The organism is Actinopolymorpha sp. B11F2 (genome assembly GCF_040195635.1).
Taxonomy (GTDB): domain Bacteria; phylum Actinomycetota; class Actinomycetes; order Propionibacteriales; family Actinopolymorphaceae; genus Thermasporomyces.
Genome location: NZ_JBEFTX010000005.1, coordinates 122,019 through 135,684, shown reverse-complemented (window position 1 = coordinate 135,684; position 13,666 = coordinate 122,019). Strand labels below are relative to the sequence as shown.

Here is a 13,666-nt window from a genome sequence, read left to right as displayed (position 1 = left end):
ACTTGCGGGCGTGCGGGAAGACGAGTCGCCGAAGGACCGGTTCGTGACGGTGTACGGGTTCCGGCCGGTTCTCGCGGCCCTCACCGACGACGGACTCACGATCGACAAGGTGATGGTGGCCGAGGGCGCGCGTGGGCCCTCCGTTCGCGAGATCGTGGCGGCGGCGGAGGGGCGGCGGATTCCGGTCGTCCGAGTCCCGCCAGCGCGGATCTCGCTCCTGTCCGGCAGCCCGCGTCACGACAACGGCGTTCTGGCCGACGTGGTCGCCCCACAGATGCGGTCCCTCGCCGGGGCGCTCGACCGACGGCACCATGAACGCCCCCGGACCCTCCTGGTGCTGGACGGGATCACCACGCCGGCGAACGTCGGCATGATCCTGCGGACAGCCACGGCCGCCGGCCTGGACGGCATCGTCGTACCGCATCGTGGGGTCGCCGGCATCGATCCACTCGTGGTCAAGGCGTCTGCCGGCGTGGCGTTCCGGGCGCCCATCCTGCGCAGCGAGACGGCTGCGGACGCGGCCGAACGGCTGGTCGAGGCGGGCTACGCGCTGGTCGGCCTGTCCGCCGACGCCCCGGCCACGCTGTTCGACCTGCCGCTTCCCTCGCACGTGGCGTTCGTCCTCGGCAGCGAGACCACGGGTGTCACCGCGGAGGTCCGGCGCCATGTCGCCGAATGGGTACGCATCCCGATGCCTGGCGCGGTCGAGTCCCTGAACGTCGCCAGCGCCGCGGCCGTCGTCTCGTTCGAGGTCGTACGCCGGGCCACGGCCGCCCGGTCCTGACGGCCGACGCCGCTCGGATACGTTGACGGGCGTGGAGACCATCGGGAACGAACGTGGCGGCAGCGCCGAGGCACCCCACCGGGCGACGGCCTTCGGCACCAAGGCCCAGGCATACGCCGAGAACCGGCCGAGCTACCCGGTCGAGGCCGTGCGCTGGGCGCTGGACCCGGTGACGGACAGTGGTTCCCCCGACCTGCGTGGGCTGGCCGTCCTCGACCTCGCGGCGGGAACGGGCAAGCTCACCGAGGTTCTCGTGGGACAAGGGGCGGAGGTCGTCGCCGTCGAGCCCGATCCGGCGATGCTCGCCGAACTGAGCCGCCGACTGCCGCGGGTCCAGACGTTGAGCGGGCGCGCGGAGCGGATACCGGTGCCTGACCAGAGCGTCGACGCGGTGGTGGCGGGTCAGGCGTTCCACTGGTTCGACCTGGACCAGGCGATGGCTGAGATCGCCCGGGTGCTGAAACCCGGTGGTGTGGTCGGCGCACTGTGGAACCTCGAGGACGTACGCGTGCCCTGGGTCGCCGGGCTCGCCGAGGTGTCGGAGCTCCCCAGGGATCTGGAGACCTGGCAGGAGGACCAGAGCACGTTGGCGGGGCATGAGGCGTTCGGCTCGGTCGAGCGCGCCGAGTTCGCGTCGCCGCAGCAGCTGACGACCGAGGCGCTCGTGGCGCGAACGGCGACCCGATCGTCGCTGATCGTCATGGCCGAGGACGAACGCGCACAGGTCCTTGCCCGGATCCGTGGCTACCTTCGGGCGTGCCCGGAGACGGCGACCGGTGCGTTCGTCCTTCCCACGGTGACGGGAGTCGACCGGGCTGTTCGTGGTCAGGGCGACTGAGGGCCCGGTGGGTCGGCGGTAGCGAGCCGCCACGCCCGTTCGGCGGCAGCGGCGGCCACCAGGCGGAGCGCCTCCGGGTCGATGCCGGACCCCGGCGGGGGATCGACCGCGACGGTGACCGGCTGGCTCGGCCGGTCCGGTGGCAGCGGCGGCACCGGGACGGCCGGTCGGGGATCGCCCGCCCGCGCGTAGGCGTCCCGGGCGACGACGCCAGCGACCTCGGTGATGTCGCCGGCACGGCCCGACCTCACCGCCGCCGCAGCGTCGTCGTCGGACGTACGTCCGCTCCCGGGTGTGGCAGACGCGCGACGGGCCCGCAGTGCCGACAACACCTCGCCACGAGGCCGTCCGCGCAGGAGCAGGACCGCGAACGGGTCCTCGTCCATCGCATCCGCGATCAGGTAGCACACCGCCGCGGCATGCTTGCAGGGATCCCCGACGTCTGGACAGGAGCAACGCGGCTGGATCTCGCCCGGACCTGGCAGCAGTCCGAGACCGGTGCCGCCGACGTCATCGACCACCTCCGGTGGGAGTTCGCCGTCGAGCAGCGCCGCCACGCGGCCGATCTGGGCGGCGATCGCGTCGAGTACCCGCGTCCACTCGTCCTTGTCGAACGTCGTCACCCGGACCGTGACCGTGTAGGGGAGGGCGCGGCTTCCCTGGACCGAGGCCATGACGAGTCCTGGCGCGAGCGTGAGCCGGTCGACAGCGCCACGCCGGGCGTAGGAACGGCCACGGGAGAGCCGGCCGGGATCGAGTGCGGCGCGGTCCTCGAGGGCACTCACCCACTGCCCGCCCCACCAGGACTGCCCGAACGTCCGCCGGCTCCCACGCCCACGCGCGGCCGGCGGCCGGTGGTCCTCTTCGTCACGGTCGGCCCACCACGGCTCCTGGGTGGAAGTCACGGTCGGTCTCCCAACGCGACCAGGTCCGCCAGCTCGGCGTCGCTGAGTTCGGCGATCCAGGCCTCACCGCTGCCCACCACCGAGTCGGCCAGCTCGCGTTTGGTGTTGATCACCGTGGCGATCCGGTCCTCGAGCGTGCCCTCGGTAACCAACCGGTGCACCTGGACCGCGTGGTTCTGGCCGATCCGGTACGCGCGGTCGGTGGCCTGGTCCTCGACGGCGGGATTCCACCACCGGTCGTAGTGGACGACATGGGTGGCCCTGGTGAGCGTCAGGCCAACGCCGCCGGCCTTCAGCGACAGCAGGAACACCGGGGCCTCGCCAGCCTGGAACGCCGCCACCATCTGCTCCCGCTTCCGGGCGCCGAGCCCGCCGTGGAGGAACAGTAGTGGAATGCCGCGGGCTTCGAGGTGCGCCTGCAGGAGCCGGCACATCTCGACGTACTGGCTGAAGATCAGCACCGACTCGCCTTCGGCGAGGATGACGTCGAGCAGCTCGTCGAGGGCGGCCAGCTTGCCCGACCGGGCGGGGAGCGGTCCGGCCTCGTGGAGGTACTGCGCCGGATGGTTGCAGACCTGCTTCAGTGCGGTGAGCAGCGCCAACACGAGCCCTCGGCGCGCGATGCCCTCGGCCTGCTCCACCTCGGCCATCACCTCGTCGACGACCGCCTTGTAGAGGGTGGCCTGCTCGGTCGTCAGCGAGACGACCACATCGCTCTCGGTCTTGGGCGGCAGCTCCGGCGCGATGCCGGGATCGGACTTGCGGCGTCGCAGCAGGAACGGTCGGGTGAGCCGGCTCAACCGTTCCGTGGCCGCCGGATCGTGGTAGCGCTCGATCGGGACCGCGAGCCGGTGCCGGAAACGTTCGAGGGGCCCGAGGATCCCCGGGGTCGTCCAGTCGAGGATCGACCAGAGTTCGGACAGTCGGTTCTCGACCGGCGTGCCGGTGAGTGCGACGCGGGCGGCGGCTGGAATGGACCGCAGCGCGCGGGCGGTGCGGGCGAGCGGGTTCTTGGCGTGCTGCGCCTCGTCGGCGACGACGAGCCCCCATGGCGTTTCGGCCAGCCGGGGATGGTCGCGCCGGGTCACGCCGTACGTCGTGAGCACCACTTCGTCATCCGCGAGGTCATCGAGGCGGCGACTGCCACCGTGGTAGCGGCGTACCGGTGTGTCAGGTGCGAACCGGGCCAGCTCGCGCTGCCAGGTGCCGAGCAGTGACGTGGGGCAGACGACCAGCGTGGGCCCGAGCCCGAGGCGGCGCCGGTGCAGGTGGAGCGCGATGAGCTGCACGGTCTTGCCCAGGCCCATGTCGTCGGCGAGGCAGCCACCGAGACCGAGCCCGGTGAGATGGGCGAGCCAGGCCAGACCGCGTTGCTGGTAAGGGCGCAGCGTCGCCTGCAGGTCAGGTGGCGGGTCGAGGTCCCGGTCGCCGGCGGCGCGGGACAGGACCTCGGCCAGGTCGGCCACCGGGCCGTCGGCGGTGAACTCCACCTGCTCCCCGGCCACCTCGAGCTCGCCGGTGAGCGCGGCCGCGAGTGCCTGTGCGCCACCGATCCGATCGTGCGTACGACGGCGAAGCCGGTCGAGCAGGTGGCTGTCGACCTTCACCCATCGTCCGCGCAGCCACAGGAACGAACGCTTGGCGGCGGCGAGCGCCGTGATCTCGTCCTCGGTCAGCCCCTCGCCGTCGAGCGTGGGCTGCCAGCGGAACTCCAGCAGGTCCGCCAGGGTGAACTGTGTTTTTCCTGCGCCCGCCGGTGTCGGGGTGGCGGTGGCGCGGGCCTTGAGTTGCAGACCGGCGCCGAAGACGTCCTTCGGCCACAACACCTCGACTCCGACGCTGTCGAGTGCGCTGGCACCGGTCGAGAGCAGGTCGTCCAGGTCGGCGTCGGTGAGGTCGATCCCGGTCGGCCGGGAGTCCTCGAGCGCGGTCTTGAGCGGCGACCAGATCTTGCCGGCCCTGCGGAGGGAGAGCAGCAGATCCGACTCGGCTCGCGACCCCAGCCGGTCGAGGACGACCGCGGGCGCGTCCCAGAGGTCGGCGACGTCGACCAACAGGCTGGGGTCGGAGACGCTGCGCAGCTGGAGGACACCCCGGAAGGACACGTCCTCGGTGCCGGCGGGCGCCGCCGTGGTGGCGTCACTCGGGCGCGCGACCGCACCGGTGGTCGCCGATCCTTCGCCTGTGCAGGCCAGCTCTGCGTCAAGGCACTCGGGCGGTTCGATCCTCAGGACCAGCCGAGCACCCGCGTGGTCGAGTTGGCCGATCTCGTCGAGCCAGCCGGTGTCACCCGTCAACGCAATGGGTTCGCTCGCCGCGAACGCCGCCACACCGGTCGACGCCTGTCCGTCGCCCCGCTCGTCGCCGTCCTCACCGCCGTCGCGCCCGCCGCGAGCCAAGGTGTCGGCGATGGCGTCCCAGAACGCCAGCACCGCCCCCTCCGGGTCAGGCAACCGCACCGGCTGGGTACCGGGCAGCGGTATCGCATGGGCAGTCGGTGGCATCGCGGCCGCCAGCTCCCGGACCCAGGCGCGGTCGGACGGTTCGAGTGGTCCGACCTGCCAGGCCCCGAACCCGCCGGGGCTCCTGGACGGCACAAGCTTGCCGCGCGCCACCAGGCCGAGTCCCGCCAACGCGGCGGCGGACCAGGCGCGGAGGGAGACGCTCGCCTCCTGGGTGGGTACGGCGGCCAACAGGTCGAGTGCGTCGGTGATCGGGACCAGCCGAGCGGGCACCTGGGACCGGCGTACGCGCGAACCGGCCGGAACAACCACCTCGATGGTCGTGTCGTCGCCGTGGCCGGCGGCTGGACCGGTCGGGTGCCACAGGGCGAGCCTGCCGGCGCGGGGCGGATCAGCGGGTACGAAGACCGCCTCGAGGTGGCTCGGCACCCCTCGCACGATAGCGGTCGGGACCGACAGCGGGGTCAGGAGATCAACGCGGCGGGGGTGAAGCTGACGGTGTAGGGAGCGTCGGTGGGGAAGGCCTCGTCGGCCTTGACATGGGCGGTCTCGACGTAGCGACCGTCGCGGAGCCGCAGCTCGAGCAGGGAGGGGATGTCCGGATCGACGATCCAGCACGACCGGCAACCGCTGCTCTCGTACCGGTTCCGTTTGGAGACCAGATCCACTCCCCGGTTGCCGGGCGAAAGCACCTCGACGGCGAGGAGCGGTGCCTGCAGCAGCCCCCGGTCGGTGAGGTCGGCACGCCGGGCGACGATGACATCCGGCTCGACGACCGTGTCCTCGGCGAGGCGTACGTCGACCGGCCCCGGCAGTGCCTCGAGCTCGGGTGGGCAGCCTTCCCTCAGAAGTGTGGTCACTTCTGCGACGACCCGCTGATGCAGCGGGCGCGGTGTGGGGCTCACGATGAGCACCCCGTCGATGAGCTCGTAACGGTGCCCGTCATCGGGCATCGCCTCGAGATCGGCCCAGGTGAACGCCCGACCGTAGGGCAACTGCGTCACCGCAGTCATCTTTCCTCCCGTGGGTCATGCCGTCCAATGCTGCCGCAGATGATCAAGGTCGCGTGCCGCGTCATCCACAGCATCCGGCCATCCACAGGTCCCGTGATGCCTCAGTCGCCGGCCTTGTGCGCGAACGTCTTCTCCCACGACTCCGGCAGGGCGTCGAGAGCGGCCCGGTAGGCGTCCGGATCCGCCGGTGCCCCGGCCGCGACGGTCTGTTGGATCTGCGTGGTCAGGACATACATGAGCGCATGCAGGACGTCGTGCCGGTCGTAGCCGGCGTCGAGCAGGCGCTGCGCGGTGGTCCACACCTCGGGCGGATCGTCGAACCACAGCTGCCGCGCGACAGCGGCATGGGTCGCCGCCTGCAGGCGGACGTTGACGCCATCGACGACCGGGTCGGCGGCCGGATCGGAAAGGACGGCGGCGTGCTCGGGATGTTCCCGTTCTGTCACCGTGAGGAAGGAACTCTCGTCATCGGCGTCGAAGTCCGGCCCGGGAATCTCCGGTAGCGCGAACATCCGGCGGGCGAAGACCTCGTCGGCGTCGTCGCGTTCCGGGTCGATGTCGGCGAGCATCGACTCGACCGCGACTCGGGCGGGCCCCCACCGGTCCGGATCGTCGTACGCCTCGACGAACTGGGGTGCGAAGGTCTCCGCCGCCGTCAACGTCTCCGCAAGTGCTTCGGCGGACAGGGAGGTACGCCTGGCCGCGAACCGCACCCAGGCGGGAAGCACCGCAGGCATGTGGCTCGCGAAACCTCTGTCCAGCAGCCCGGTCATGGGCAGCCAGCCGAGCAGGAACACCTCGAGCTTCGTCGCGCTGACCCGGAGCGGGCGCCCGCGGTCGTGCTCACATCCGTACGCCACCAACTCGAGGGCGATGGCCTCCAGCGCTTCGCTTCGCACGTCGGCCTCCTCCGCCAGGGCGGCGGCCTCGGGCGAGGAGACGAACTCGGCGACGAGGTCGTGCTGGTCCTGCTCCGACCACGGCGGAACGTCGGGTCGCGTGCCGCCGTCGGGCAACGCGCGGACCCGGGCCAGCAACAGCGCACGCAACTGCGGGAAGTTGTCGCTCACCGGCGGCTCGACCGCCTGGTCGGTCGCGGCCATCGCGTCGGCGAGCAGCGGCCGGAGCGCGGCCGGATCGGCGTCGGCCAGCAGCAGCCCGGGATCCTCAACCACCGTCGCCCGGACCCTCTCCACGAGGGGAGCCGCGTCGGTGACCCAGATGTCCTTGGCGATGCCGCCGAGGTTGTGGTCGACAAGGACGACGACTGCGTGCGCGGGTTCGTCGGCGTAGGAGTAAGTCAGGATGACCTGGCTGGCATCTCCCAGTTCGTCGTCGACGGTGAAGCACTCCCGCACCTGCGCACGCCCGACCGTCGTCGCCCATGCCGGCGCGGGAAGGTCGTGTTTCGCGACGTCGTCGAGGGCGGCTCGGGCCGCCGCGTCGAGGCCGGGTTCGGCGACGGCGGCGAGACCGTGCAGGAGCGCCGCCGCCTCCGGCGTGGCCGCCTGCTGGGCGCGGGCGACGAGTGTGGGGCCGTACGCCGCGTGCCCGCTCTGCTGCCACCACGCCCCGGCCACACTGGAGGCGAACGCCTCCGCCTCGAGTGGCGACGTCAGGGTGGTGAGTTGCGCGGCCGCCTGGAGGACCTGGGAGACGAACGCCGCGGTCTGGTCGCCTCGCTCGCTCGACGTGGCGGCACGACGCTGAGCACGGCGGCGATCGGTGGGACGGCGCTGATCACGTCGGCGTCCTCGACTCTTCGGGCTCATGCGTGACCTCGCTTCGCTGCGCGCACCCATGAGGCACGTCGCGCGCTGTGCTGACCGATCCGCTCGCTCATGCGGCGAAGCCTTTCATGCCCGCCGCGAGACCTGCATCGGCCTCTGTGGACGGGGCGCGAAGTCCCCACCGCCCGCACCGCGGGATGGCCGGTCAGGCCGAAATGCGCCAACTTCGTTCGAATCTCCATCAACTGGGCAATGTGTGCTGGACTACCGCGAAGGTCATGCTCCCACGCTTTCTTACGCAGACACCTCGGTTTCGCACACCGTCCGGCAGCCGTGGAGGTGGTTACCGCATGAACTCGTCGCCGTCGACGACAGACCCGACACCGCTGGGCCAGGAGATGGTCTCCGCGGCGGAGGAACGATTCGAACGGGGCCGCAAGACGCTCGGACTGTTCCTCGCGCCGGCTCTGCTCGTGGTCTTCCTTCTCCTCCCGCTCGGGCTCGACGACGCCCAACAGCGGCTGGCCGCGGTGCTGGTGTTCGTCATCACCCTGTGGATCACGGAGGCAGTCCCGCTGCCGGTGGGCGGCCTGATCGGGGTCGTCGTCGTCACCCTGTTGGGTGTCGCGCCGGCGGATGAGGTGTTGGCGCCGTTCGGCTCGTCGACCATCTTCACCTTCATCGGCGCGTTCATCCTCGCCCAGGCGATGTTGCGGCACGGGTTGGCGAGGCGTTTCGCGTTTCGGATCCTCGCCGTCCGCGGTGTCGGCGCCTCGACGACGCGGACGGTCGTGGCGTTCGGGCTGATCACGTGTGCGTTGTCGGCGTTCGTCTCCAACACCGCGACCGTCGCCATGCTGCTGCCGACCGCGGTGGCGATCCTCGGCACCGTGGCGGGTGCGACGGGGCGCTCGCGGCAGACCGGCGACACGGCCGACCAGAGCGGCGCGGCCAACCAGAGCGGCGCGAACGCCGACGCTGCGGCCCCGGCAACAGTGCGCGAGGAGCTGCTGGCCCGGCGTACCAATCCACGCGTCGCTGTCGCCCTGCTGCTCATGCTGGCCTACGGCGCGAGCGTCGGCGGTCTCCTCACCCCGGTGGGATCCCCTCCCAACCTGATCGGCCGCGGCCTGATCGAGGAGGCCACCGGTGAGCGGATCAGCTTCTTCAGCTGGATGGCGGCCGCGCTGCCCATCTCAGCGGTGATGTTCGTCGTGCTCGCCGTCGTCCTCCTCGTGCTCAACAAGCCGGAGGTGAAGCGCCTGGAGGGCCTCGAGGAGTACGTCGCGCAGGAGCGGCGCAAGCTCGGCCCGCTGTCGGCGTACGAACGCAACACGCTGATCGCGTTCGGCACCGCGGTGACACTGTGGCTCCTGCCCGGCGTCGTCGGGCTGATCGCGGGTGACGACTCGCAGGTGTACACCAGCGTGGGCGACGTCCTCGACGAGGGCATGGTCGCGGTGCTCGCCGCCTCGCTGCTGTTCCTGCTGCCGGTGAGCTGGCGCGAGCGCAGGTTCACGATGACGTGGAGCGAGGCGAGCCGCATCGACTGGGGGACGATCCTGCTCTTCGGCGCGGGCATCGTGCTCGGCACCCTGCTGAGCAGTACCGGTCTCGCGAAGACGATCGGCACGTCGTCGGCGGAGGTGTTCGGGATCGACTCGGTGGTGCCGATCACGATCTTCGCGATCCTGTTGGCGATCGTCATCTCCGAGACGACGAGCAACACGGCGTCGGCCACCGTGGTCGTGCCGATCGTCATCTCGGTGGCGTTCGGCGCCGGCGTCGATCCGTTCGTCCCGGCCCTGGCGGCGACCTTCGCCGCGTCGTTCGGCTTCATGCTGCCGGTCTCGACACCACAGAACGCGATCGTCTACGGATCGGGCATGGTGCCGATCACCACAATGGCGCGGTCGGGTGTGTCCTTCGACATTGCCGGCGCCATCCTCATCGCCCTGCTTCTGCCGCTGATGGTCGTGGTCACCGGGATCGGCGGCTGACCTGGCCGTCAGCTCTGCTCGCCACCTCTGGTCGTCGGTGCTGGAGTCAGTCGTTGCCGTCCGGTGAACCAGGTTCGTCGACGCTCTCGATGGACGCGAGGAGGCGCGCGGTGCGTGTCTCGCCGAGATGATGGCCGGTGGCATGGTGCAGCGTCAGGGCAGCTTCGGCCGCCCGCCGGGCAGGTGCGAGCTGTCCACTGGAGAGGAACGCCTCGGCGAGCACCGTCCTCGCGCGGGCCTCGTGCAGGCGGTAGCCCGACGCCTCGGCATCGCAGGCGGCGGCCTCGGCGGTGCGGATGGCCTCGGCTGAGCGACCGAGCCTGCCCTGCGTGGCGGCGATCCCGATCAGCACCATGACGCGTTCGTAGTGGTAGCCGCTCTCGCGGGTGAGCTCGGCCGCGCTTTCGTACTCGCGGAGAGCGTCGGTGTGGCGCCCCGCGTGCAGGTGGGCGTCGCCGAGCAGGAGGTGCAGGTCCAGGGCCATCTGCGTGTCACCGGTGGCACGCCACGTGCGTGCGCAGACCGCGATATGGCGGGCGGCGTCTGCGGGCCGGTCGAGGTCGAGGTCGAGTTCGGCCAGGCTGAACGAAGTGGAGAAGACCCCGAACCGCGATCCGTTGCGCTGATGGATGTCGAGCGCACGTTGGAGATGCTCGCGGGCGAGGTCGACGTTGCCCCGCAGCCGATGAACCTCGCCGAGGTCGGTGTAGGTGGTCCCGGCGTCCGGACCGTCATCCGCCCCGGATCCAACCAGCAGGGCGAGCACCTGGCCGTGTCTGTCGATCGCCTGGTCGAGCTGACCGGTACGGGTGTAGGCGATCGCGAGGTTGCCGAGATAGGTCAGCCCGTCGCGTCCGAGCGAGCGAGCCATGGCGAGGGCTCGTTCCCACCGGTCGACAGCAGGTGGGACCTGACCGATCTGCAGGTGGCCCACTCCGAGCAGGTTGAGCGCGAAGATCTCCGCCTCGGTCCAACCCGCCCGCTGGCTGAGCTCGAGTGCACGCTCGCTTTCTGCCTGGGCGACCGGATGGTTCCCCATGTGGTAGGTGACCTGGGCGAGGCTGAGCTGCGCAGCGACCTGGCAGTGGAGGTCACCGTTGGCGGCCGCCGCCAGCGAGCCGAGTCGGGCGACGGCGAGCCAGTCCGCATGCTGGCTCCCCAGGTGGAAATAGCAGCGCAGCGCGTCGGAGAGCAACCATGCGTGGCGGTCGTCGGCGCGTTCGGAGGAGAGCTGGGCGGCGGCGACGACGTTGGCGCGTTCGGCGTCGAGCCAGGCGAGGGCGCCGGACCGATCGCGCGGACCGATGATCGGGTGGGTGGGGGTGCGGGATGCTGAGCAGTTCGCCGGGTGGACGGCGGTTCGTTCGGTCGCGGGCAGCCGGAGGAAGAGGGGACTGAGGAGCTCGACGCACGCGTACGCCTGGCCCACGTACCAGTCGAGCAGCCGGGCCACGGCGTCGTCGCGTTCGGGCTCGCTGGTCTCCTGCTCGACTCGTTCGGTCGCGTAGTGGCGCATCAGGTCGTGGAGGGCGAAGCGGTCGGCGCTCCTGCGTTCGATCAGGTGGACGTCGACAAGGTGGTCGAGGAGGCGGGCGGCCTCCTGACGCGTGGTACCCAGCAGTGCTGCCACGGCGTCGGCAGTGAAGTCGCCGCCGGGCACCACGCCCAGTAGCCGGAAGCACGCCTGCTCCGGCGCGCCGAGCTTGACGTAGGAGAAGTCGAAGAGGGTGCGTACGGCGCTCTGCAGGTCGCCGTCGATCTGCAGGTGGTCGAGCCGGTTGTCCTTGCGGAGCTCGCTCACGAGGTCGGCGATCTCGCGGTGCGGGTTGGCGGCAAGGTTGGCGGCGGCCACCCGCAGGGCGAGGGGCAGTCCGGCGCACAGCTCGGCGAGGTCGGCGGTGGCGTCGGGTTCGCGGCTGGTCCGTTCGGACCCGAGGACATGGCCGAGGAGTTCGACGGCATCCGCGGTCGGCAGCCGGCCGATGTCGAGGGAGTGGGCGCCGTCGACCGCGACCAGGCCGGCGAGGGTGCTCCTGCTGGTCACGACGACGGCGCAGTGGGGGCTCGCCGGCAGCAGGGCGCGTACCTGCTCGGGGCTGGTGGCGTTGTCGAGGACCACCAGGACCCGCTTGTCGGCGAGGAGCGAACGGTAGAGGCCCGCCGCCTCCTCGACGTCGACCGGAATCGCCTCGGCGTCGACGCCGAGCGACCGGAGGAACCGCGGCAGCACGTCGGCTGGTTCGAGCGGCGTGCCATGGGCGTACCCGCGAAGGTTGACGTAGAGCTGTCCGTCGGGAAAGCGGACGGCGACCCGATGGGCCCAGTGGATCGCGAGTGTCGTCTTGCCGACACCCCCACTGCCGGCGATGGCGCAGATGACCACCGCGCTCCGCTTCCGTGACGGACGTCCGGGCGGGCTCGTCCCGGCGAGGAGAGCGTCGAGGTCGGCTAGTGCGTGGGCACGTCCCGTGAAGTCGGCGATGTCGGCCGGCAGTTGGCGGGGGAGCGGGAGTGACCGACCGGGCGTGGGTGGTGGTTCGCCGGCAGAACGTTCCGGCTCGCTCGGGGGCACCGGGACGACGGGGTCGAGGTCGGGATCGGATGTGAGGATCCGCAGCTGGAGGTCGCGTAGCGGCTTACCCGGCTCGATGCCGAGCTCGGCGTGGAGGGTGCGATAAAGCTGTTGGTACGCATGGAGGGCGTCGGCCTGGCGCCCGGCGCGGTAGAGGGCCAGCATCAGCTGTCCCCAGAGACGCTCGCGCAGGGGGTGCTCGTCGAGGAGTGACCGGAGCTCGGGCACCAGCTCGTCATGGCGGCCGCGGAGCAGGTCCGCCTCGACCCGGGACTCGAGGACCCCGAGCCGCTCCTCCTCCAACCGGTCGACCTCGGACTGGAGCCAGGTCGTCGCGCTGACGTCGGCGAACGCCGGTCCTCGCCACAGCTCCAGCGCCTCCGCCAGCAGCGTGGCCGCGCGGTCGGAGTCGCCCTCGGCGAGAGCCATCGCCCCCTGCTGGGCCAGGTCGTGGAACCTGTCCAGATCGATGTCACCAGGCTGCGCGGCGAGCTCGTAGCCCGGTGACCGGGTGCGCAGCAGTTGGCTGTCGGCGTCGCCGAGGGCTCGGCGGAGCCGCATCACGTAGCCGTGGATCTGGTTGACCGCACCACGGGGTGGCTGGTCGACCCACAGCTCGTCGATGAGTCGTTCGATCGAGACGGGGTGGCCGGTGTTGACGGTCAGGGTCGCGAGCAGGGACCGCCACTTGGCGGCTCCGAGGCGCCGCCACTCGGCGCCGTCATGGACCTCGAGTGGTCCGAGGATTCGGATGCGCATCTCTCACCCACGCCCCCGCCCACGATCGCCTCTGTTGCCCGATTGTTACGTACGCCGGATGGCTCGAACAACTCGATACACCCATGGGCCCCTCGTCTTCGTGCGGCTCTACCGCGCCGCCCCTGCCCGCCCGGTGGCACCGGCCTCGGCCTGGCCATCGCCAAGTACCTCGTCGAGGCACACGGCGGCCGGATCGACGTCACCAGCACTCCTGGGCGGGGGTCGACCTTCACGATCCGGCTCCCTCCCACCCCGTCGGATGCTCAACCGGGTCGGATCCCAGCGACGTCGACTGGGCCGTCCTTGATCAACCGGGTTCGGGTTGACACCGAGCACGCTGCAGGACGGGCGAGCCGACGGGTGCGCTACCCTGACCGCGTGCGACTGGCTCTGCTCCTTATCGAGCCGCGCTGACCTCAAGCGGGTGCCCGCAGCGGCGAACTCGAGCGCGCACCGCGTCGGCGCGGCAACCCCTCCTGCGCGAGGGGTTTCTTCATTCTGGGCACCCGGTTCACCGGCGCCCAGGCGTGGCGGCGCGGCGGCCCGGTAGGGCTCGGCTTCTCGCCACGGCAGTCCAGCGCAGCCCACCAGCCTCAGCCTTTC

Annotated in this window: 9 protein-coding genes; 4 read left to right on the top strand and 5 right to left on the bottom strand. The window is 71.1% G+C overall.

All coding sequences use genetic code 11. The annotated features are described in order from the left end of the window. Window positions 1-10: 10 nt before the first annotated feature. Complete coding sequence (locus ABN034_RS11435; protein WP_349690971.1) at window positions 11-784, top strand: TrmH family RNA methyltransferase; 774 nt, start codon at window positions 11-13, stop codon at window positions 782-784. Window positions 785-815: 31 nt separating this feature from the next. Then, window positions 816-1,622 (top strand): class I SAM-dependent methyltransferase, encoded by an 807-nt coding sequence (locus ABN034_RS11430; RefSeq protein WP_349690970.1) that lies wholly within the window; start codon window positions 816-818, stop codon window positions 1,620-1,622. Here ABN034_RS11430 and ABN034_RS11425 read toward each other — a convergent pair. From ABN034_RS11425 to ABN034_RS11410, 4 genes are all read right to left on the bottom strand, one after another. Next, entirely contained in the window at window positions 1,610-2,527 is a 918-nt protein-coding gene (locus ABN034_RS11425) for an SWIM zinc finger family protein (protein WP_349690969.1), read from the bottom strand. The two genes, ABN034_RS11430 and ABN034_RS11425, sit on opposite strands and share 13 nt — an antisense overlap. Then, window positions 2,524-5,418, bottom strand: a complete 2,895-nt coding sequence (locus ABN034_RS11420; protein ID WP_349690968.1) for an SCO1167/SCO6262 family helicase — start codon at window positions 5,416-5,418, stop codon at window positions 2,524-2,526. The genes ABN034_RS11425 and ABN034_RS11420 overlap by 4 nt, the downstream gene beginning before the upstream one ends. Window positions 5,419-5,453: 35 nt before the next feature. Beyond that, window positions 5,454-6,002 (bottom strand): Uma2 family endonuclease, encoded by a 549-nt coding sequence (locus ABN034_RS11415; RefSeq protein WP_349690967.1) that lies wholly within the window; start codon window positions 6,000-6,002, stop codon window positions 5,454-5,456. 101 nt (window positions 6,003-6,103) lie between these two features. Further along, the gene (locus ABN034_RS11410) at window positions 6,104-7,774 is read right to left on the bottom strand and encodes a hypothetical protein (RefSeq protein ID WP_349690966.1); all 1,671 of its coding nucleotides are present in this window, start codon (window positions 7,772-7,774) and stop codon (window positions 6,104-6,106) included. A gap of 308 nt (window positions 7,775-8,082) precedes the next feature. Here ABN034_RS11410 and ABN034_RS11405 point away from each other — a divergent pair, with 308 nt between their 5' ends. After that, window positions 8,083-9,732 carry an SLC13 family permease gene (locus ABN034_RS11405; protein WP_349690965.1) on the top strand — a complete coding sequence of 550 codons (1,650 nt, stop codon included), beginning with the start codon at window positions 8,083-8,085 and terminating at the stop codon, window positions 9,730-9,732. Window positions 9,733-9,778: 46 nt separating this feature from the next. Here the strand turns inward: ABN034_RS11405 and ABN034_RS11400 are convergent, their stop codons facing one another. After that, window positions 9,779-13,063, bottom strand: a complete 3,285-nt coding sequence (locus tag ABN034_RS11400) for an AfsR/SARP family transcriptional regulator (protein WP_349690964.1) — start codon at window positions 13,061-13,063, stop codon at window positions 9,779-9,781. Between ABN034_RS11400 and ABN034_RS34340 the strand changes: the two genes are divergently transcribed. After that, entirely contained in the window at window positions 13,028-13,477 is a 450-nt protein-coding gene (locus ABN034_RS34340) for an ATP-binding protein (protein WP_502879010.1), read from the top strand. The genes ABN034_RS11400 and ABN034_RS34340 overlap by 36 nt on opposite strands. Window positions 13,478-13,666 lie beyond the last annotated feature (189 nt).

Coding starts and splice junctions, on each gene's coding strand:
- ABN034_RS11400 (WP_349690964.1), bottom strand. CDS start 13,063: ATGCGCATCCGAATCCTCGGACCACTCGAGGTCCATGACGGCGCCGAG.
- ABN034_RS11410 (WP_349690966.1), bottom strand. CDS start 7,774: ATGAGCCCGAAGAGTCGAGGACGCCGACGTGATCAGCGCCGTCCCACC.
- ABN034_RS11405 (WP_349690965.1), top strand. CDS start 8,083: ATGAACTCGTCGCCGTCGACGACAGACCCGACACCGCTGGGCCAGGAG.
- ABN034_RS11415 (WP_349690967.1), bottom strand. CDS start 6,002: ATGACTGCGGTGACGCAGTTGCCCTACGGTCGGGCGTTCACCTGGGCC.
- ABN034_RS34340 (WP_502879010.1), top strand. CDS start 13,028: ATGGACCTCGAGTGGTCCGAGGATTCGGATGCGCATCTCTCACCCACG.